Origin of the sequence: Haladaptatus paucihalophilus DX253, assembly GCF_000376445.1 — an archaeon.
GTDB lineage: Archaea > Halobacteriota > Halobacteria > Halobacteriales > Haladaptataceae > Haladaptatus > Haladaptatus paucihalophilus.
Genome location: NZ_AQXI01000001.1, coordinates 1,347,011 through 1,366,325 on the forward strand (window position 1 = coordinate 1,347,011; position 19,315 = coordinate 1,366,325).

At 63.7% G+C, this 19,315-nt stretch carries 18 protein-coding genes and 1 tRNA gene; 8 read left to right on the plus strand and 11 right to left on the minus strand.

Annotated elements, in window-relative coordinates:
- Positions 1–19 precede the first annotated feature (19 nt).
- The 7 genes from B208_RS0107580 to B208_RS0107610 all read right to left on the minus strand — a co-directional run bounded on the left by B208_RS0107580 (position 20) and on the right by B208_RS0107610 (position 5,114).
- Positions 20–484, minus strand: coding sequence for a hypothetical protein (locus B208_RS0107580; RefSeq protein ID WP_007983641.1), 465 nt, complete (start codon positions 482–484; stop codon positions 20–22).
- Positions 481–852, minus strand: coding sequence for a hypothetical protein (locus tag B208_RS0107585; protein WP_007983643.1), 372 nt, complete (start codon positions 850–852; stop codon positions 481–483). Before B208_RS0107585 ends, B208_RS0107580 begins: the two co-directional genes overlap by 4 nt.
- 86 nt (positions 853–938) lie before the next feature.
- Positions 939–1,904 carry an aldo/keto reductase gene (locus tag B208_RS0107590; RefSeq protein ID WP_007983644.1) on the minus strand — a complete coding sequence of 322 codons (966 nt, stop codon included), beginning with the start codon at positions 1,902–1,904 and terminating at the stop codon, positions 939–941.
- 168 nt (positions 1,905–2,072) lie between these two features.
- Positions 2,073–2,339, minus strand: a complete 267-nt coding sequence (locus B208_RS0107595; RefSeq protein ID WP_007983645.1) for a hypothetical protein — start codon at positions 2,337–2,339, stop codon at positions 2,073–2,075.
- Positions 2,340–2,555: 216 nt separating this feature from the next.
- Entirely contained in the window at positions 2,556–3,362 is an 807-nt protein-coding gene (locus B208_RS0107600; protein WP_007983647.1) for a ZIP family metal transporter, read from the minus strand.
- A 383-nt stretch (positions 3,363–3,745) separates the two neighbouring features.
- Positions 3,746–4,003: a hypothetical protein gene (locus tag B208_RS23785; RefSeq protein ID WP_007983649.1), complete on the minus strand. Its 258-nt coding sequence runs from the start codon at positions 4,001–4,003 to the stop codon at positions 3,746–3,748.
- Between the two features lie 322 nt (positions 4,004–4,325).
- Positions 4,326–5,114: a helix-turn-helix transcriptional regulator gene (locus B208_RS0107610; protein WP_007983650.1), complete on the minus strand. Its 789-nt coding sequence runs from the start codon at positions 5,112–5,114 to the stop codon at positions 4,326–4,328.
- Between the two features lie 320 nt (positions 5,115–5,434).
- On the opposite strand from B208_RS0107610, the gene B208_RS0107615 reads away from it, so the two are divergent.
- Positions 5,435–10,177, plus strand: a complete 4,743-nt coding sequence (locus tag B208_RS0107615) for a S8 family serine peptidase (RefSeq protein ID WP_232423748.1) — start codon at positions 5,435–5,437, stop codon at positions 10,175–10,177.
- 132 nt (positions 10,178–10,309) lie between these two features.
- Positions 10,310–10,522, plus strand: a complete 213-nt coding sequence (locus B208_RS0107620) for a hypothetical protein (RefSeq protein ID WP_007983654.1) — start codon at positions 10,310–10,312, stop codon at positions 10,520–10,522.
- A 65-nt stretch (positions 10,523–10,587) separates the two neighbouring features.
- Here B208_RS0107620 and B208_RS0107625 read toward each other — a convergent pair.
- A tRNA-Met gene (locus B208_RS0107625) sits at positions 10,588–10,739 on the minus strand.
- Positions 10,740–10,937: 198 nt separating this feature from the next.
- On the opposite strand from B208_RS0107625, the gene B208_RS0107630 reads away from it, so the two are divergent.
- A complete protein-coding gene (locus tag B208_RS0107630) occupies positions 10,938–12,041 on the plus strand; it encodes a DUF7115 domain-containing protein (protein WP_026177773.1) in 1,104 nt (367 codons plus the stop codon).
- A 27-nt stretch (positions 12,042–12,068) separates the two neighbouring features.
- Here B208_RS0107630 and B208_RS0107635 read toward each other — a convergent pair whose 3' ends face one another.
- Entirely contained in the window at positions 12,069–12,431 is a 363-nt protein-coding gene (locus B208_RS0107635; protein WP_007983661.1) for a DUF5830 family protein, read from the minus strand.
- A gap of 86 nt (positions 12,432–12,517) precedes the next feature.
- On the opposite strand from B208_RS0107635, the gene B208_RS0107640 reads away from it, so the two are divergent.
- Complete coding sequence (locus tag B208_RS0107640) at positions 12,518–13,162, plus strand: TVP38/TMEM64 family protein (RefSeq protein WP_007983664.1); 645 nt, start codon at positions 12,518–12,520, stop codon at positions 13,160–13,162.
- A gap of 25 nt (positions 13,163–13,187) precedes the next feature.
- Here B208_RS0107640 and B208_RS24920 read toward each other — a convergent pair whose 3' ends face one another.
- On the minus strand, positions 13,188–13,310 hold the full coding sequence (locus B208_RS24920) for an HVO_2523 family zinc finger protein (RefSeq protein ID WP_256388496.1): 123 nt from the start codon (positions 13,308–13,310) through the stop codon (positions 13,188–13,190).
- A 203-nt stretch (positions 13,311–13,513) separates the two neighbouring features.
- Between B208_RS24920 and B208_RS0107650 the strand changes: the two genes are divergently transcribed.
- The 4 genes from B208_RS0107650 to B208_RS0107665 are packed head-to-tail and all read left to right on the plus strand — an operon-like array spanning position 13,514 to position 16,060.
- On the plus strand, positions 13,514–13,981 hold the full coding sequence (locus B208_RS0107650; protein ID WP_007983669.1) for a PGF-CTERM sorting domain-containing protein: 468 nt from the start codon (positions 13,514–13,516) through the stop codon (positions 13,979–13,981).
- A gap of 3 nt (positions 13,982–13,984) precedes the next feature.
- Positions 13,985–15,460 (plus strand): molybdopterin-dependent oxidoreductase, encoded by a 1,476-nt coding sequence (locus B208_RS0107655; protein ID WP_007983671.1) that lies wholly within the window; start codon positions 13,985–13,987, stop codon positions 15,458–15,460.
- Between the two features lie 40 nt (positions 15,461–15,500).
- Entirely contained in the window at positions 15,501–15,776 is a 276-nt protein-coding gene (locus B208_RS0107660; RefSeq protein ID WP_007983673.1) for an ArsR/SmtB family transcription factor, read from the plus strand.
- Entirely contained in the window at positions 15,773–16,060 is a 288-nt protein-coding gene (locus B208_RS0107665) for a hypothetical protein (protein WP_007983675.1), read from the plus strand. Before B208_RS0107660 ends, B208_RS0107665 begins: the two co-directional genes overlap by 4 nt.
- Before the next feature lie 96 nt (positions 16,061–16,156).
- Here the strand turns inward: B208_RS0107665 and B208_RS0107670 are convergent, their stop codons facing one another.
- Positions 16,157–19,243 (minus strand): adenosylcobalamin-dependent ribonucleoside-diphosphate reductase, encoded by a 3,087-nt coding sequence (locus B208_RS0107670; RefSeq protein WP_007983677.1) that lies wholly within the window; start codon positions 19,241–19,243, stop codon positions 16,157–16,159.
- Positions 19,244–19,315 lie beyond the last annotated feature (72 nt).

Here is a 19,315-nt window from a genome sequence, read left to right on the forward strand (position 1 = left end):
CAGTTCGCGGCGAGCGGTTTCACGGTCGCTTCGCGCCGAGCGCACCGACGACGACGCCAGCCAGCAGGAGGCAGACGACCGTCCCCGCGAGCACGGGGGTACCACCGTCGCCGACCAGCAGTCGGCCGAGTTCCGCGAGCGCGCCGCCGGTACCGACGAACAGCACCGCACCGCCGCCGAGAACGGCGAGCGAGAGCACCGTCGCCAGAAGGCCGTGCATACCGCCGCGGGTCGAATCCCCGCCCGCGAACCGTCCCGCGGCGTAGCTGCCGAGCGGAAACGCGAGGGTACTCGCGAGTGCCATCCCGCCGACGAGGGTGTCCGAAACGCGGAGGAGAACGAGGAGCGCAGGAACGAGATGCGCACCGAGCGCCACGACCATGCCGACTGCGACGGCTCCGCCGTCGATTCGTGACGAGGGCGACGCCCGGCTTTTCGCCCGACGGACGCGGGTCAGCGGTGCGTCGCCGTCGTCGTCGCTCATCGGCCGGGGCGGATACCGTCGGTGACGAGACGGGCGTTCCGCTCGCGGTCGATGTGCGACGACAGCTCCTCGTGGTCGTACAACTGCTGGATGAGCGACGCGTGGAGGTCCCGCCACGCCATCGCGTAGATGGGCGACTGTCCCCACGCGCGGAGTTCGGCGACGAAATCGTCGTACTGCTCCCAGCGACTCTCGAACCGTTCGAGAACGTCCACGGCGGCGCTGGCGAGTTCGTCGTTCTCGTCGAGTCGGTTGAGTCGCCGTTCCCACCCGGCGACGGCCTCCTGCATATCGCGCGCCGCCGAATCGCCGTCCTCCGGGAGCGAACTGATGATGGCCTCGGGTACCGAAAGCGAAATTTCGTCCATGCTACTCGATTGTTCGCTCTTCGTCAAAAACGCTTGGCTCGATTTTCGGGACGGGGGATTTATGTGGACTTTTCGGGTCCGGCGACTTACGCGGACTTCGCGTTCGTCAGCCGTTCGAACTGGTCGTCGGACAGCGATACCTCGGTCGCGGCGAGGTTCTCCGCCAACTGCTCGACGGTTCGCGCACCGATGATGGGCGCGGTCACGGCGTCGTGTTTCAGCAACCACGCGAGGCTGACCTTGGCGGGCGTCGTCCCGAGTTCGTCGGCGACGTCCTCGACGACTTCCAGCACGTCGAAGTTCTCCTCGGTGAGGTAGCTGTCGCGGAACTGTTGGTCGGTCGCGCCGCGGGTGCCGTCTGCCGGTTCCTCGTTCCGGGAGTATTTGCCCGTCAGGAACCCGCCACCCAGCGGCGACCACGGAATGATGCCGATGTCGTAGTCGTCGCACATCGGGATGTAGTTCGGTTCGATTTCGCGGTTGACGAGGTTGTATCGCGGCTGCGCGAGGCGGAACGGTTCGTACTCCATCTCGTTCGCCTTGACGACCTTCCACGCGTTGGGGTCGAGCGTCGAGGTGCCGAGGTAGTTCACTTTTCCGTCGCGGACGAAGCCGTCGAGGGTTCGCATGAACTCGTCGGCGGGCGTGTCGTCGTCCCAGCGGTGGATGTAGAGGAGGTCCACGTAGTCCGTCCCGAGGCGGTCGAGGATGAGGTCCATCTGCCGCCGGAGGTGCTTCCGGGAGAGACCCCGGCCGTTCGGGTCGTCCGTCCGCGTCGGCCAGTAGATTTTGGATGCGATGACGAAATCCTCGCGGTCGCGCTCGGCGAGCCAGTTGCCGATGTATTTCTCGCTCTCGCCACCGCCGTACATGTCGGCGGTGTCGATGAAGTTGCCGCCCGCTTCGGCGTAGGCGTCGAGGAGTTCGTGGGCGCGGTCCTCGCCGATTTCGACCGTCCCCTCGTCGTTTTCGCGGCCGAATCGCCACGTTCCGAACGCGATTTCGCTGACTTTCGTGCCGGTCGTCCCCAACGAGACGGTTTCGAGTCCCATGTTCGGGTCTATTCGTGGGTGGCGGTTAAATCGACCGAAGGAGAGACGACGGAGCGACAGCGGGGTGACAGTGGAGGCATGTCAGCGGGGAGACGGTGGAGGCGTGCCAGCAGGGTAGTAGTGGTGGCGCGACAGCGGGGTGACGGGGGGAGAACGAGCGGGGATGGACTACTCCTGACCGTAGGCGTGTCCGACGAAGAGCGCGATGACGTTGCAGCCAAGCAGGGCGAGAAAGAGGGAGACCTCCGCGTCAGAGAGACCGTTCAGGAGCAAGACCGGATAGAAGAGGGGGCAGACGACCGCCGACCAGAAGCCAACGAACTGGACTGGCGTCGTCAGCGAATGCTCGTTGAATCTCGCGTGCAGTGCGGTGAGTTTCCGGCGATCGACGGCGATGGATTCGCCGTCGTTCTCGTAGGTGGTTGTTCCCGGCATAGTAGCACACCCGTGCCCGGCTAAATCATTGCCGAGGGATATCTTATAACGGGCCGAGCGTTGGGGTGAATTCACACCGTTTAGCGTCGATGAACAGACCTGTCGATTCGAGAACTGCGGGGGGAGAACGTCCTATTCGATTTAAAACCGTTTTTGCGGCGGTAAAAGTCCGCCGAACGCTCCGGAGCCGACGACGTTGAACGTCGGGGACCGACCTCAGATGAACGCCAATGGCAACATCAACAGTACGCCGAGCGTAAGACCGGAGAGCAGTTCGCGGTAGCCGTCGCCCGGGAGACCCTCGCCGACTTCGAGCGCCTCGGGGATGAACTCCGAGAGGACGAGGTAGATCATCGCTCCGGCCGCGAATCCGAATCCCATCGGCAGGAACGCGCGTGCGCTTCGCACGAAGTAGAACGCGATGACCGCGCCGATGGGTTGCGGGAGGCTGGAGAATATCGACCACCAGACCATCCGCCACTTGCGCACGCCCATCGAGTGGAGCGGAATGGAGATGGCCACGCCCTCGGGAATGTTGTGAATCGAGATGGCGATGGTCATGAATATCGCCAACAGCGGGACGACGAATCCGGCGAACTGATAGCCGCCCTGAAAGCCGAGGTCGGCGAACGAAACGCCGATGGCGACGCCCTCCGGGAAGCTGTGAACGGTAAGCACGCCGAGGATGAGGATGAGCTTCTTGAAGTCCGCCTGTTCGTACTTCTTCGGATTCACGTCGGTACCGGAGATAATGTAATCGCTGACGACGACGAGTGCCACGCCGACCAGCATACCGATGACGACGCCGATTACGCTACCGCCGTTCGCACTGGAGAGACCCTCGGATATCAGTCCGAAGACGGACGCCGAGACCATGATTCCGGACGCGAGCCCCCAGAGCCCCACGTTCCAGCGGTCGTTTACGTCCTTGACGAGGAAGAACGGGAGCGCGCCGATACCCGTCGCCAGCGCCGTAATCAGCCCCGCAATGAACACCAATACGAGATTAGCGAGTAAGGTCATACTTGCCGTTGGTACTCGAAGGGGTTAATAGTTATCACTTCCATTACTATTTTTGGCGGGCCTAAAACGTATTGGAGATTTACTGGAAGAGAATTTCCCGAAAAGTAAAAATAAATTTCCGGTTCTATTGTTTGGCTATCAGGAATCGGGATGGGGGCGAGAAGCGTAAACGACGGACAGCGCGATAGAGACGCGGAAATTACGAGAGACTGAGATAGAAAGAAGAAGTGAACAGAGGAAACGAAGAACAGGGGGAAGCGGACGACTGGCGGAACGAACACACATCGAGTCGAAGGGGAGGTCAGGGCGTCGAGGTTCGATGCCGGGAGTGGTCGGCGCGTGCCGTTCAGGGCAAACGGTCGTTCACACCGATGCCGGGAGTTTCAATCGCGTTTGTAGCCGTGACCGACGACCATCGCGACGAGATTGAGGACGAAGAGCAGCGCCAACGCGTCGGCGGAGTCCGAGACAGGGCCGCTGTAGAGGAGGGGGAGGTAGCCGAACGGGAGCGCGATGGCTGACCAAAAGCCGACGAACTGCACTGGAGCGAGGAGCTTCTTTCCCGCTGCTTCGACGGTGTGACGGGATAGGAATTCGAAGTTCGATGCACCTTCCTTCCGTATCGTTGGAGGACTCGACATGATTTCTCGGGGATGTATTTCTCTCTATGACTGGAGGGGTAATATAACAAGTCGAGAGTAAAGCAGAATTCACGACATTTCAGCCCCAAATGCCGGTTCGACGACGTTTTATAAACGCCTCAAAAATCTTTAGACCTTTCACAAACTCCTCTAATCCCACTATCTGGTTCTGAGGCCAAAGCGACCAATCGATGATATTCTCGACGATACGATCGGAATCAGTCGGTCAATCGAACACGACACGTCACGTCGAAGATACGCGGAGTGACCGTTTCGGATTAGCAGCATGAGCGACGGGTCGAACGTCGTACTCGGCTCGCCGTCACAGGTCCGGAATCACGTTCGCCCGACGACTTTCTCCGCGTCGCGTCTCGTACGTACTCGTCGCCCATTCGACGAAATCGGGGTTCTTGCCGTCGAGACACGCCCGTAAGTTGCCGCGGTCGTCGAACGCGGAGACGAGCACGCGCTCGCCGTCGAGAATCGTCACGCCGAACGGGAGATCTTCGGGAACGCTGTAGAGGTCGAACCCCGCGACCGAATCCGGCGATTGCTGCTCGGCCGACCGTTGGACCGCCGATTCCAGAGAGGGTTCCGAGACTATCAGTTCGATCCGCGCTCCTCGGTCGAGCAGCCGTCGCGCCGCGTCGGCGAACAGCGGACTGACGATGGGCGTGATACAGCGGATTCGGTCGGCCGACGTTTCCGTGAGCGCGTCGATGATGTACGTGGTTGCCCTGTACGGGTCGTCTTTCGTCGCCGATACCATGTTCGCACAGGTGGTGCCGTGTATCGGAAACGTCCCGTCGGCGTCGTCGAGATGCGTGAGAAACTCCTCGTACTCCTCGACCCACTCTATCGTCCGAATCAACGTTTCGTACGCGTCCAACACGAGTTCCCCGGCCTCCGTGAGGCGGTAGGTACCGTCCACGCGTCGCGTCCACCCGTACTCGGTGAACGTTCGGAGGGACCGGTGCACGGTCGAACGCGACATCGAGAGGCGGTCGGAGATGCTTCCAACGGTCCCCGTTCCGTCTTCGTGGAGGGCAGTGACGACGCGGGCACGGTTGGCCGAACCGGCGAGAAACGTCGCGTACTCGTGAGACGTCATCCGTTTTCCAACGCCGTCCCGCTCGAACGCTGTGCGTCGGGACGCTCCGCACGACTGTCGCCGGTCGGTACCGAAGAGTGGCAGTTGTTACCGGTTGTGTCACGATTTGAACGTCGTTTCATCTGTTGAATCATCTTCATCTACTGAGGATTTTTTCATTCCCTAACTATATATTAATTATGTGTGTTGATGATAATGTGCTGCATAGAAAAAAGAGAATACTAGCACTCGCGCTCGTATGGGTGCTGACGATTTCGTGTATCGCACCGTTCCTCGGTGCGTCCGTATCGGCACAGGAAACAACCACGCGTCTCGACACGATGGAAGCGTCCACGTCCGTCGATTCCGCCGCGCCAATCGACCCGGCGCTGACGGACGCGGACGGAACCGTGACCGTCGTCGTGCGCTTAGAGGAGGCGAACCCGGACGTGACCGCGGACCGGGCCACGACGTTGGAGACGCTACAGACGCACGCGGAACGGAGCCAGCGGCCCGTTCTCTCGTACGCGAAGCGACACGCGGACAGCGTTACAGTCCTCAATCGGCTGTGGATAACCAACGCCGTCGTGCTCCGCGTCGATACCTCCGACGCCGACCTGAAGAAACTCGCGTCGATAGAAGGCGTCACACGGCTGCACAAGAACTTCGAACTCACGCTTCCGAAGCCCGCCGACTCCGGCGGTGACGAGACGCCCGTCGGTCTGTACGACGCCGCCAAAAGCGTCGGCGGGACGGACTACAACACCACCTACGGTCTCGACCAGATCAACGCGACGGACGTGTGGGACGACTACGGGACGAGAGGAGACGGCGTTAAGGTGGCAGTGCTCGATACGGGCGTGGACATCGACCACCCGGACATCGAACTCTACACCGAAAACGAGAGCGACCCGACCTACCCCGGCGGGTGGGCCGAGTTCGACGACGGCGGCAACCGCGTTCAGGGCAGCGTGCCACACGACACGGACACGCACGGGACGCACACCAGCGGAACCGTCTCCGGCGGCAACGCCAGCGGCGAATACATCGGCGTCGCGCCCGACGTCGAACTCATGCACGGGCTCATCCTCCCCAGCGGTAGCGGCTCCTTCACGCAAGTCGCCGCGGGGATGCAGTGGGCCGTCGAGCAGGACGCCGACGTCATCAGCATGAGCCTCGGCGCGACCGGCTACTACAGTCAGATGATAGAGCCGGTCCGGAACGCCGAATCGGCAGGTACCATCGTCGTCGCCGCGGCCGGAAACAGCGGCGAAGGGACGAGCGGCTCGCCCGGCAACGTGTACGAATCGTTCGCCATCGGCGCGTCGAACGAAGACCTCGGCATCGCGTCGTTCTCCAGCGGCGAAGAGATAGACACCGAAAACGACTGGGGAAGCGACGCACCCGCCTCGTGGCCGGACAGTTACGTCGTCCCCGACGTCGCCGCACCCGGCGTTGACGTCAAGAGTTCCGTCCCCGGCGGCGGCTACTCCCGATACGACGGAACGTCGATGGCGACCCCGCATACCGCCGGTGCCGCGGCGCTGATGATCGCCGCGGCCGGTGGCGACTTACAGCCGTCGGACATCCGGTCCGCCTTCCGCGAAACGGCGTTCAAACCGGAGAACTGTTCGCCGAGTTGCTCGCCCCGCGACGGAAACGACACCCGATACGGCGCGGGAATCATCGACGTGAAAGCGGCGACCGATACGGTCGCGCTCGAAAACGGTATCACCGGAACGGTGACCAACGAGAGCGGCGCGCCGGTCGACGGTGCGACCGTTTCCCTCGACACCGGTCGCACGACAGAGACGAACGCCTCCGGTGGATACACGCTCCTGGAAGAACCCGGAACGTACGACGTCACCGCGAGCGCGTTCGGATACGGGACGACGACATCGACGGTCACCGTCGAAAACGGGTCGTTCGCGCGACAGGACTTCTCGCTGTCGCCCGCGCTCGGCGTTCGCATCCTCGACGGGCAACCCGATGCGATAGAAGGCGGCGAGTCCGTCACCGTCACCGCGGACGTGCGAAATCTGGAAACGTACACCGTCGAACTCGACGGCGACTACGAGACGAACAACGCGACGCTGGTCGTCAACGGCGAGGAACACGCGTTCGGCGAGGCCATCGACTTGGGTGGCTACTCCGGTGAACTCACCGTGACAGTCGAAACGACGTCGGGAACGCACGGCTCGTTCTCGCTTTCTCACACCTTCGAAGGGACGAACGACAGCGTGACGGCGACGACCGGCCCGACGGAAATCTTCGAGGAGTACACGACCATCGCCGTGGTCGATTCGGACGACGGGTTCGGCGAGCAGACCGCGGACGCCCTCGACGGGTCGCTTCCCGCGAACTATCAGGTGACGGTCGTGCAGGACGAGAACGCCATGGAGGCCGTCGGCGAGTACGACTCGTTCGTGATTCAGGACTTCGACCCCGCCCAACTCGACGCGCAGGCGTTCGTCGACGCGACGAACAGCCCGAGCACCGGCGTCGTCTGGTTGGAACAGTGGGGCGACAACAGCAACGGCATCGCGGGACGGTCAGCCGCGGTCGGCGACCCCGCGAGTACCGCCGACGAAGGGTTCGGGGCCGGAAACCCGTACTTCACCATCACGGAGTCGAGTCCCCTGTTCGAAGGGGTCGGCTCGGTCGGTGACCAAGTGACCATCCACACCGGAAGCTGGGGCGACCACGCGTGGTACGACGGATACAGCGGCCAAACCGTCGCCACGGTCGGCGACGACGACGGCACCAAAGGATCCGCCATCGGCGTCGACCGACAGACGGGCACGGTGCTCGCATCGTCGCTCGGCCGCACGTCGTACGTCGAAAACGGCGACTACACCGAGGAGGCGGACGCGATACTGGCGAACGCGGTCCAGTACGTGAGCACCGCTCCGGCGGTCATCGTCAAATCCGGTCAACCCCGCCACGTGAGCACGGGCGAGGAAGTCGAAGTGAACCTCTCCGTGAACCAACTCCGCGACGTGCAAGTCGATTTGAGCGAGAACTCCACGCTGAGCGAGGACGACCTCACGCTCTACATCGACGGGTGGGGACCGATTCCGTTCGGCCTCCCCATCCTCGAACGACCACCGGAGACGACCGACGAGTACACCATCAGGGTCGTTCCCGACGAGAACGCTGTCGGTTCGTTCTCGCTCGAAACCACGGCGACCGCTGGACCGGACGCGGAACGGGTCACGATTCGAACCGGACCGACCGCCGTCTACGACGCCCCGATAAACGTACCCGAGGACGTCGAGTCCGTTCAGGAAGCGGTCGACCTCGCGCCACCGGGCGCGGAGATAGTCGTCGGTAGCGGCACGTACACCGAGCAGGTGACGGTGGATACGCCCGGCGTCACCATCCGCGGTGCCGACGGAGCGACTTCGGTCATCGCCGCACCCGAAAACGCGACCGGCGACACCATCGCGGTCGACGCACCCGACGTCACCGTGACCGGCGTTACGGTCGATGCGGGCGGACGAACGAGCGGCCTCTCCGTCGACGGCGCGGACAACGCGACCGTCCGGGGAGTCACGGTTCGCAACGCGACGACGGGCATCTCGGTCGATACCGCGAACGGCGCGGTCGTTGACGGGAACGTCGTTCGAAACGCATCCGTCGGCATCGACGCGAACGCGCCGGGTGCGACCGTCACCGACAACCGCATCGAGGACGCCGCGACCGGGCTTCGGTTCGGAAACGGCAACGACGCGGCGACCCCGACCGAGGTGCGGAAGAACGAGGTCGCGGCCGAGACGGGCGTCGGCATCGAGGGCGCGAACGCGACGGCCGTGTCGCTTCGGTTCAACGACCTCGAAGCGACGGACGTCGCCGTCGCTTCGACGGCGGACGCGACGTTCGACGCGCGGCTGAACTACTTCGGCGACCGCGGTCCGGCCGACACGACGTTCGACGGGGACGTCGCGTACGAACCCTTCCTGACCGCACGACCGGAGAACGTCGATACTGACGCGCCGACGAAGATCGGTATCGACCTCGACATGCCCGCGACCGCGGGTGACGGACAGGCGACGTACTACACTGTCGGCATCCCCGGTCCGACGGACCAGACCGTCGGCGACATTCTGGGTTCGTTCGACGGCACCGTCTACGGTTACGACGCCGCCGCCGGGCAGTGGGAGCAGTTGACGGCCGATTCGTCCGTCGATGCGCTCGACGCGCTGTTGGTCGGTACCACGACCGACGCGCGCGGGATGCTGACCTTCGAGCACACGCAAGGACCGCCGTCCCCGCCGGGACAGGCGACGCTCGTGGAAGGCTGGAACTTCGTGGCCGCACCGCAGTACGCGGGCGCTGACGAGGCGTTCGGCGTCTCCTCCGGAAACCCGACGCTCGTGCAGGAGTACGCCACGCAGCCGACGAGTCAACCCGGTCCGCGGAGCGAACTCAGCGGGACGTACGAACTCGGCAGTTCGAACCCCGGTCCGAACGTGAGCGCGTTCGCGGGGTACTACGTCTACTCGGAGTCCGCGGGCACGCTCCCGACGTACCTCACGAGTAACCCGACGATGACGGAGCTGTACGACGGGTTGAATATCCCGACCGACGACCGCGGACTGCCGGTCACCGACGTCTCGGCGACGATGACGGACGCGGTGTCGCCCACCGACGTCTCGGTCGATGCGAACGGGGCCGCCGTCGAACCGCTTCCAACTCTCCCGATGACCGTTCACGGAACGGTGACGGTTGACGGCGAACCGGCGTCCGCCGGAACGACCGTCACGGTGGACGTCGGCGGCGAGACGCGCGGCACGTTCACGGTCGGCGAGAACGGCACGCTCGGTGCCGCGAGCGGAACGGCGAAGAAACTCGTCGTCTCCGGGACGGCGGACGACGCGGGCGAACCCGTGACGTTCTCCGTGGACGGCACCGCCGCCGCGGCCGATTCCAGCGTCACGTGGAAACCGGGCGCGGTCGAATCGGTCCACCTCACGGTGAAATCGGGGTCGGCAGCGCGAACCGGCGACGATTCGACCGATTCGGGGAAGGAGAAGACGGGGAAGAAGAAAGCGAAGCGAACGCTCACGCCGCTGAGCGCCTGATTCCCCTCCCGACAGGTTCCCGTCATTGGTGACGGGACACGGACTATTTTTTGCCGTCGTTCTCGACGGCGATGACGGTTTCTGGACGATACGCAAGCATCCGCTTATCGCCTCGGAGCGCATGCAGTCGGTATGGGTGGGGACTTGCTCATCGATTTGGACGAAGAGAGCTGGATCGCACTGGCGAAGTACAACTTACTGCTCACGACACTGTTCGGCCTGCTCACGCTGGGAACGAAGTACGCGTGGGGTAGCGACGCGCTGTTACTCGTCGAAAACGGCGCGCTGACGCTGGTGTTCGGAAGCGTGCAAACGTACTGCTGGTTGGTCGCACCGCGAGCGTGATGGTAACCGTTGCGGGAGTATCCGTTCGACTACGGGAGTGAAAAACGGGAGTGAAAATTTCGAAATGCCCGGGGAGGGCTCCGAACCCTCGATCTCCGCATGTCCCAGATTCGAGACCTGGCAGGGCCTCGCGGGCGCATGGGAGGCTTCCAAGGCCTGAGCGCCAAATCTCAGAACCCTATGAGTGCGGCGCTATGTCCAGCTAAGCCACCCGGGCTCGATTACGGGTAGGGAACTGGTACTCTTTAAAGTTCCCATCTCCATCGAGGATGATACGGGACTGAACAGTGTCCATTGCCACCCCGTCACGCGATTTCGAGCGGTCGATATCGCAAAACATGTTCGAAAAGACACCCGTTTTGTCACTGTCGTGTCTACCCATCGGTTTTAAGACATGGGCCTGACCATTCCCACCATGAGCATTCCGGGAATCGTCCAGTCCAGCCTCGGAGACGAACACGTCGCGGCGAAAGTGTCCCTCGGGGGGGAAGACATCCTCTACGTGACACCGACGCGGACGCTTATCTATCGCGCTGACGGCCTGCTCAGCGACGAATCCGTCGAGGAGTACCCGCACGACGCGGAGCGAATCACGGTGTCCGAGGGCCGACGAAAATCGACCATCACGCTCGATTACGGTATCGACGGCACCGAGAAGTTCAAGATTCCGACGAAGCGCCTGCACGACGCCCTGCACCCCGTCATCGCGGGCGTGTTGAACGGTGCGGGCGTCACCGACTCGAACGAACAGGTCCTCCAAACCTACCAGTTCAGCGAACTGACGCTCGTTCTCACCAGCGCACGCGTGGTAAAACACGTCGGCGAAGCGATTTGGGACACGGATTTCGAGCAGTTCCACTTCGCGGACGTGACGAGCCTCGACGTGGAGGAGGGCAACGTCTCCTCGCAAATCATCATCGAAGCGGACGGACGACCGCAGCGCATCAAAACCCCGAGCGACCGGACGCGGGAGGTCCGCGAGCGAATCGAGCAGGGACTGCTCTCCTACCACGACGTGGGAAGCTACGCCGAATTCGAGCAGACGGTCGTCCCCGACGACCCCGAACCGGACGCCGACGAGAACGTCTCGTTCGCGGAGGACGACGACGACGTGTTCGGCGGCGGCGTCGAACCCCTCAACGCGAACCCCCCCGAGCTGAACGACAGCGGACAAATCGTCGAAACGCCGACCGCCGACCCGCTTGGCGGCGAAAGCGAGAGCGTGAACGGCGGTGGGGCAGGGACCGTCGCCGCCGAAGCTACACCGGCAGACTCGCCGTCCGCCAGCTCCGGAACCGCGACGAACACCGTAGCCGACGGGATGCAGACCGACGGGGAGGAACCGGACGAAACCGTCTTCGCAGACTCGGGCTTCGAATCGGCGAGCGAGAATCTGGACGACCCCGTGGAGGCTCAACTCGCCGCGCTCACCGAGACGGTCGAGCGACAGAACGAGCTACTCGAACGGCAACAGAAGACGATAGAGCGACTCATCTCCGAACTCAGCCGCGGTCGATAAGTTTCCTCTCCGTCGGCGGGCGAGACGTTATTCCCGACCGGTGACCTTCCGGATGCACGACGACCCGAAGGGACCGAGTTCGCCCGCGTCGAGTTTGATGAAGTGCCCGGTCGAGATGCCGGTGCCACAGCGCCGACAGGTGAAGTCGCCTTCCTTGGTCACGACTTGGCTTTCGAATCGGACGAACCCGCCACCGGTCGGGCGGATGATGCCGTTTTCCCGCTCGATGACGCCCCGTTTTTCCGCCTCGTCCAGAATCGTCCGCGTCGTCGTCGGGTCGGTCGTGATGGTTTCGATGCGGTCCACCGCTTCCGCGACCGACAGCTCCGGGTGTTCGACCTTGCTCAACAGTTCGACCCCCATCGCCACGGGGTCGTCGTCCGATTCCATCGTCTACGAATCTCGCGTGAAGCGGATTAAACGTTGCGCGGTCGGGTGGAAAGAACTTAGCCACTCCTCGGGCTACCTTGGGTCGAATGGAGTTCTCGGGGAACAGACGACAGGTGGCCGGAGTGGGGTTGGTCGCGCTGGTCGTCGTCGCTGGCGTCCTCCTCTCGCCGGAAGTCGTCCTGCAGCGGGTTCGGCGCGTGACGCACGACCCGCTTCTCGCCGCGGGGCTGTTTCTCGGCGTCTACCTCGTCCGACCGCTGTTCGCGTGGCCGACCACGGTGGTCGCCGTCGCGGTCGGCTACGTGTACGGGCCGGTCGTCGGGTTTCCGGTCGCGCTCGGCGGAACCGTGATGAGCGCCTACCTTCCCTTCGCCGCGGCGCGCTACTTCCGCGTCGATTCGGGGGTGTTCGGTCGCCTCGGCGACTCGGGAGAACGGTTCTTCGACGCGACCGGCGACCTTCGCGGCATGGTCGCCTCGCGCCTCGTCCCCGCCCCTTCGGACGCGGTGTCCGCCGCCGCCGGGTTGTCGAACGTCCCGGACCGCTCGTTCCTCCTCGGCACCGCCATCGGCGAAGTGCCGTGGATGGTCGTCGCCGTCCTCGCCGGTGGCTCGCTCGACACGCTCTCGGTCCACGAAATCGGGAAGAACTGGGCGGTCGTCGCCGTCGTCGGTATCGGCGGACTGTTCCTGTTGGCCGGACCCGCCTACCGCGCCGTCACCGACGATTAGTCGAACGCGTCCGCGCAATCGACGACTAGTAGAACGTGTCCGCGCAGTCGTAGACGACGCCGTGCTGCGGGCAGACGTACTTGCAGTGGCGGTGGAACATCGACGCACCGCACAGCGGACAGGGCCGTCCCTTCGGCGTCTCCTCCATGGGGGAACAACGACGCCCGACCGGTATCACGTTTTCCGTCCGCGAGCGTCGCGTCGGGTCGCCGCTCGGTTTATCTTCAACCATCCCATATTCGGTTAGCATCACACAGTTGGGAGAGATTTGGAAAAGAGTAGGAGAGATTTGGAAGAGAGTGGGCGAGAGTTCGAAAAACGGCTATCTAACGGGACGCGGTCGGTTCGGATATGCGATTCAAACGCATACACGTGCTGGCAGTCGTACTGATGATTTGTGCCGTCCCCGCGACGGTGAGCGCGGCGACGGCCGCGAACGACGTTTCGAGCGCGCCGCTCGCGCAACAGACGACCACCACGGACACGATGGGCAACGGGACCATGGACGACAACATGACCACGACGACGGACTCCATGGACGACGGGATGAGCGATGACCAGATGACGACGACCGAGACGATGGACGACGGCATGGGCGACGACAACATGACGGACGGGACGATGACCGATGACAACATGACCGATGACAACATGACCGATGACAACATGACCGATGACAACATGAGTGACACCACGACCGACGGAATGAACGACGGCGAGGAGGGCGGAAACTCGGACACTTCCTTGCCCGGATTCGGCATCGTGGTCGCGCTCGTCGCGCTCGTCGGCGGCGCGCTGTACATCGCACGGAACCGGTGAACCATGACCGCAGAACAGTCCCCCACGAACTCGCTCGCGGACGTGGCGGCCGACGGAGCGGTCGCTCTCGCCGCGGGCGTCGCCGCCGTCGCCGGGTCGTACGCCGTGGTCGGCTTCACCCCGTCGTTCGTCGCCGCGCCGGTCAGCGATTTCGTGGTCGCAACGACGCCCAGCGCCGTCATCGCGTGGTCGATACAGACGCTCGGCGACCTCGGCGACCAACTCGGGTTCCTGCTGGCGCTCGTCCTGACCGCTCTCCTCTTCGCGGTGACGGCGGCGGTCGGCGTGCGAATAGCCGACGCCGCCGACCTCCCTGCCGCGCCGGTCGCCGGACTCCTCTGTGTCGCACCCGCGCTGGCGTTGACCGGCGCTCCCGGTTCCGCGCTGGCCGCCGGAGCGGGTGCCGGGTTCGTCGTCGCGGTGGCTCGATTCGGTGCGACGGAGACGGAATCGGTCTCCGAAACGCGGCGGAGCATCCTCCGAGCCATCGCCGGGGCGGTCGCGGTCGGTGCCGTCGGCGGCGCGCTCGGGTCCGGGAAGGGCGGCGACGCGCCGAAGCAGACGGGACCAGTCAGCGCTGACGTGGAGTCGCTCCTCGACGAAGCCGACGCGAAATCGCTCTCCATCGACGGTCTCGAAGGGCTAGTGAGCCAAGAGTTCTATCAGGTGGACATCAACAGCGTGGACCCGGTGGTGTCCGCGGAAGACTGGGACCTCCGGGTGACGGGGGCCGTCGAGGAGGAACTGCGCTTTACCCTCGACGACCTCGAATCGATGCCCGAGGAACACCGGTTCATCACGCTACGTTGCGTCGGTGAATCGCTGAACGGGATGAAGATGGACAACGCGCTCTGGACGGGCGTGCCGATTTCGGCGCTGTTCGAGGGAACGACGATGCCCGACGAATGTTGCGTCATGTTCCGCGCCGCGGACGACTACTACGAGGAGTTCCCGCTCTCGGCGCTCGAAGACGGCTTTTTGGCCTACGAGATGAATGGCAACCCGCTTCCGCGCTCGCACGGCCACCCCGTCCGGGCGCTGATTCCAGGTCACTGGGGCGAAATCAACGTCAAATGGATTACCGAAATCGAAGTGCTGGAACGGGAGGCGGAGGGGTACTGGGAGAAACGCGGCTGGCACGGGACGGGACCGGTCAACATCGTCGCCAAACTGCACGCCGTCAACCACCTCGACGACGGTCGTGTGCAAGTCGGCGGGCACGCCTACGCCGGGACGCGCGGCATCGAACGCGTCGAGGTGTCCACCGACGGCGGCGCGTCGTGGACCGACGCCCGCCTCTCCGAACCGCTTCCCGGAACCGACGTGTGGCGGCAGTGGGAGCACACCTACGAACCGTCGGGGTCGCACGAGGTCGTCGTCAGAGCGACGGACGGGGAGGGAAATCTACAGTCCGCAAACGAGACGGAAGCCTATCCGAACGGCGCGTCCGGGTGGGTGTCGGAGCGTATCGAGCCGTAGATATATCTGGCTGCATGACCCTCTCCCAAGTGACCGTTCGATGGACAAGGCGCTCTGGTACCTACTCACGGCGACGCGCGGCGGCGAGAACCGCGCGCGCATCATTCGCGCCCTCTCGGAGCGCCCACGGAACGCGAACCAGCTGGCGGAATCGCTCGACGTGGAGTACAAGACGGTTCGACACCACCTCGACATGCTCGTTGACCACGGCGTCGTCGAGCCCGGTGACAACGAGTACGGGAAACTCTACTTTCTCACCGACCGGTTCGAACACCATCGGGACGCGTTCGAGGAGATAATGGAGCAGATAGAATGAACTCGATACAACTCGCAAGCGGACTCGCGGTCGTGAACATCCTCCTGCTGGCAGTGTTGGTTGCCGTTTGGGTACGAAGCTATCTGAAGTTCCGCACCTCGCTCGTCCTCGGCCTGCTTGCCTTCGCCCTCGTGATGCTCGCCGAGAACGCCGTCGCCATCTACTACTTCTTCGGCATGAAGATGTTCTACTCCGGCGACCCGGCGGTTCAGCAGGCCGTGCTGGTGCTCCGCGCGCTCCAACTCGTCGCGCTCGTGTTCCTGACGTGGGTGACGGTGAAGTAGCGGGGACGCGGAATCGAGAAGAACGGAGAGAAGAACGGAGAGAAGAGCAGGAAGAGCGGGAGAAACGGAAAATCGGCTAGTTCCTTCGGATGCTATTTACGAGCACTCGCTCCAGCCACACGACTCGCAGGTCTTGCAGCCTTCCGAGAAGTACAGCGAGAGGGAGCCACACTCGGGACACTCGGGGCTTTCGCCCGCGTCGATGAGCGACTGCGAGGCGTCCTTTTGCGTCTCCGTCTCCACCGCACCGCCGTCGGCTTCGGTGTCGTCGGCCGTCTCTTCGAGCGTCTTCTGTTGCGGGTAGGATGCCTTCTCGATTTCGCCGTCGAGGTAGCGCCGCATGGCGACGCCGATGGCGTCCGGGATGGAGTTGATCTGCTCGCCCTTGTCCCACGCGACCTTCGGACTGCGGATGCCCTGCAGGTCGGAGGCGATTTCGTTCGGGTCAACGCCGCTGCGGAGCGCGTAGCTGATGACCTTCGCCAACGCTTCCGTGAAGGAGTTGGTGAACCCGCCGGAGTTGCCGATGGTGGCGAACAGTTCGAACGGTTCGCCGTTCTCGTCCTCGTTGATGTTGATGTACATCTTGCCGTAGCCGGTGTCCACGCGTTGAGTCACGCCGTGGAGCACGTCGGGCCGGGGACGCTCTTGGGCGTACGCGCCGCCCGTGACGCCCTCGCCCACGAGGTCGTCGAGTTCGGTGCCGAGCGCGGTCTGCACGTCCTCGTTCTCGATGAAGCCTTCGACGCCGCCGAAGACCTCCTCTATCTGCTCGACGATGGTTTCCGCCGCCTCCTCCTCGTCGGCGAACTCGGCGTTGTCGGCGCGCGTGGTGAGCACCTGCTTCGAGCGCGTGCCGTCGCGGTAGACCGTGACGCCCTTGCCGCCGTGGTCGTAGATGTAGCGGTACACCTCGTCCATGTCCTCCTTGCTGGCGGAGTTCGGGAAGTTGCAGGTCTTCGAGATGGCCGAGTCAACGCCCTGCTGACAGGAACACTGCACCGCGGCGTGTTGCTTGCCGGTGAGGTCGCCCGTCACGACGAACAGTTCGCCGATGGCGTCCGGGACGGTTTCCAGCCCTTCGACGCCGGAGAACTCGTTGTTCGCCATCTGCGTCTGGGCCTCTTCTTTCACCGCGTCCACGTCGATGTCGTTCGCCTCCAGCGTGCGGAGGAAGTAGTCGTCGAACTCGACGAGCATCTCGTCGCCCTGCACGTCGTCGGAGACGTTCTTGTAGTAGGCGACGTTGTAAATCGGCTCACAGCCACCCGTGGTGTTGCCGACCATCGAGGTGGTGCCCGTCGGCGCGATGGTGGTCGTGTTGTGGTTGCGGACTGCAAAGCCGTCCTTCCACTTCTCGGCGTCGAGGCCGGTCTGCTTTTCGAACCACTCGGCGTACTCGGTCGGGTTCGCGTACTTCGAGTCCTCCCAGTCGTTGAACGACCCGCGCTCCTCGGCGAGTTCGTGGGAGGCCCACTTGGACTCGTGGTTGATGTGGGTCATCAACTGCTTTGCAATCTCGTTGCCCTCCTCGCTGCCGTAGCGGACGCCGAGTTGGATGTACAGCTGGGCCAGTCCCATGATTCCCAGTCCGATTTTGCGCATGTCCCGGACCTTCTGTTCTATCTTCTCGACCGGGAAGTCGGACATCGTGACGACGTTTTCGAGGAAGCGGGTGCCGTACTCGATGCGGTGGTCGAACTCCTCCCAGTCGATGCCCTCGCGGAGGAAGGCGTCGACGGCCTCCGAGAGCGACCCGTAGTTGTCGCCGTTCTCGTCGTACCAGACGCGCCAGTCGGGGGCGTCGAGGTCGGCGAGCGTCGAGAGGTTGATGTGGCCGAGGTTGCAAGCTTCGTACTCTTCGAGCGGCTGTTCGCCGCACGGGTTCGTCGCCAGAATCCGGTGGTCCGGGTGTTTCTCGACGTCGAAGGAGTGTTGCTTGTTCACCCGTTCGAGGTAGATGATTCCGGGTTCGCCGTTCTCCCACGCGCCCTCAACGATGCGGTCCCAGAGGACCTTCGCCGGGATGGAGAGCACTTCGCCGGGCGTAACGTAGTCGCCGAGGCCAAACATGTCGTACATCTCCTTCGTGTGTTCGGTGGCGACGTGCGGTTCCTCCGTCCGCGGGTTGGTGAAGACGAACTCCTCGTCGTTGTACAGCGCCTCCATGAAGTCGTCGGTCACGCCGACCGAGATGTTGAAGTTCGAGAGGTGTCCCTCGGCGGCGTTGCGGAGGTGTTTCGGGACGCGTCCGTCGTCGTCGATGAGTTCGCGGGCCTCTTCGAGCGCCTCCTTGAACGACGTGTGCGTGTAGTCGTCGGGGTCGTTCAGGCGGAGCGTGTTGGCGAGGCTCACGTCCTTGTTCTTCGCGTGGATGAACTGGATGACGTCCGGGTGCGAGACGCGCATGACGCCCATCTGTGCGCCGCGCCGGGCACCGCCCTGCGCGATGGTCTCGCACATCTGGTCGTACGTGCGCATGAAGGTGATCGGACCGGAGGCGATGCCGCCCGTCGAACCCACCGCGTCGCCGTACGGCCGGAGTCGCCAGAAGGCGTAGCCCATGCCGCCGCCGGACTGGAACACCTCGGCGGCCTCCTTGGCCGTCTGGTGGATGTCCGTGATGTCGTCGCCGGGCGAGTCGACGAAACACGCCGAAAGCTGCTGGAGTTCGTCGCCCGCGTTCATCAGCGTCGGCGAGTTGGGGATGAACGAGAGCCCTTCCATCAGGTCGCCGAACTCATCCCGGACGGACTCCACGTGGTCGCGGATGTCGTCGGGGAGTTCGGGGACGACCGTCTCGTAGGCGAACTTGTTGACGTTGTAGACCGAAAGCGTCGTTTCGGCGTCGTCTGCCGCCGTTGTCCCTTTACCGAACACTTCGGCCGCGAGTTCGTCGCGCCGGGGGTGGTCGGGTTTCAACTGTTCGGGCGTGACGGTGAGTTCGACGCCCTGCTTTTCGGCCTCGTAGACGGCCTCGGCGAGCGCGATGTTCTTCGCCACGCGCGGGAACAAGTCGTCCTGTGATTCGACCAGTTCGCCCTCCGCGTTCTTCCGGAGATACCGGGCCGGAAGGATGTTCTGATAGGCGTTGCCCGTCATCCGGTCTTCGAGGGTGTCGCCCTCGGTTCGCTTGACCGGGAGGGTTACGTCGTCGGCGTCCGCCTCGTGCGCGCCGCTCATGTGCGCGCCACCACCGTTCGTTCGTTACTCTGCACGTCGATTCTCACTTGGTTTCGCACGTAGACCCGTTTC

What these genes read in the sequence shown, in the direction of transcription:
- B208_RS0107585 (WP_007983643.1), bottom strand. Translation starts at nt 852, where the DNA reads ATGGACGAAATTTCGCTTTCGGTACCCGAGGCCATCATCAGTTCGCTC.
- B208_RS0107600 (WP_007983647.1), bottom strand. Translation starts at nt 3,362, where the DNA reads ATGACCTTACTCGCTAATCTCGTATTGGTGTTCATTGCGGGGCTGATT.
- B208_RS0107615 (WP_232423748.1), top strand. Translation starts at nt 5,435, where the DNA reads ATGGAAGCGTCCACGTCCGTCGATTCCGCCGCGCCAATCGACCCGGCG.
- B208_RS0107665 (WP_007983675.1), top strand. Translation starts at nt 15,773, where the DNA reads ATGAACTCGATACAACTCGCAAGCGGACTCGCGGTCGTGAACATCCTC.
- B208_RS0107590 (WP_007983644.1), bottom strand. Translation starts at nt 1,904, where the DNA reads ATGGGACTCGAAACCGTCTCGTTGGGGACGACCGGCACGAAAGTCAGC.
- B208_RS0107595 (WP_007983645.1), bottom strand. Translation starts at nt 2,339, where the DNA reads ATGCCGGGAACAACCACCTACGAGAACGACGGCGAATCCATCGCCGTC.
- B208_RS0107650 (WP_007983669.1), top strand. Translation starts at nt 13,514, where the DNA reads ATGCGATTCAAACGCATACACGTGCTGGCAGTCGTACTGATGATTTGT.
- B208_RS23785 (WP_007983649.1), bottom strand. Translation starts at nt 4,003, where the DNA reads ATGTCGAGTCCTCCAACGATACGGAAGGAAGGTGCATCGAACTTCGAA.
- B208_RS0107670 (WP_007983677.1), bottom strand. Translation starts at nt 19,243, where the DNA reads ATGAGCGGCGCGCACGAGGCGGACGCCGACGACGTAACCCTCCCGGTC.
- B208_RS0107610 (WP_007983650.1), bottom strand. Translation starts at nt 5,114, where the DNA reads ATGACGTCTCACGAGTACGCGACGTTTCTCGCCGGTTCGGCCAACCGT.
- B208_RS0107630 (WP_026177773.1), top strand. Translation starts at nt 10,938, where the DNA reads ATGAGCATTCCGGGAATCGTCCAGTCCAGCCTCGGAGACGAACACGTC.
- B208_RS0107635 (WP_007983661.1), bottom strand. Translation starts at nt 12,431, where the DNA reads ATGGAATCGGACGACGACCCCGTGGCGATGGGGGTCGAACTGTTGAGC.
- B208_RS0107660 (WP_007983673.1), top strand. Translation starts at nt 15,501, where the DNA reads ATGGACAAGGCGCTCTGGTACCTACTCACGGCGACGCGCGGCGGCGAG.
- B208_RS24920 (WP_256388496.1), bottom strand. Translation starts at nt 13,310, where the DNA reads ATGGAGGAGACGCCGAAGGGACGGCCCTGTCCGCTGTGCGGTGCGTCG.
- B208_RS0107580 (WP_007983641.1), bottom strand. Translation starts at nt 484, where the DNA reads ATGAGCGACGACGACGGCGACGCACCGCTGACCCGCGTCCGTCGGGCG.
- B208_RS0107655 (WP_007983671.1), top strand. Translation starts at nt 13,985, where the DNA reads ATGACCGCAGAACAGTCCCCCACGAACTCGCTCGCGGACGTGGCGGCC.
- B208_RS0107620 (WP_007983654.1), top strand. Translation starts at nt 10,310, where the DNA reads ATGGGTGGGGACTTGCTCATCGATTTGGACGAAGAGAGCTGGATCGCA.
- B208_RS0107640 (WP_007983664.1), top strand. Translation starts at nt 12,518, where the DNA reads ATGGAGTTCTCGGGGAACAGACGACAGGTGGCCGGAGTGGGGTTGGTC.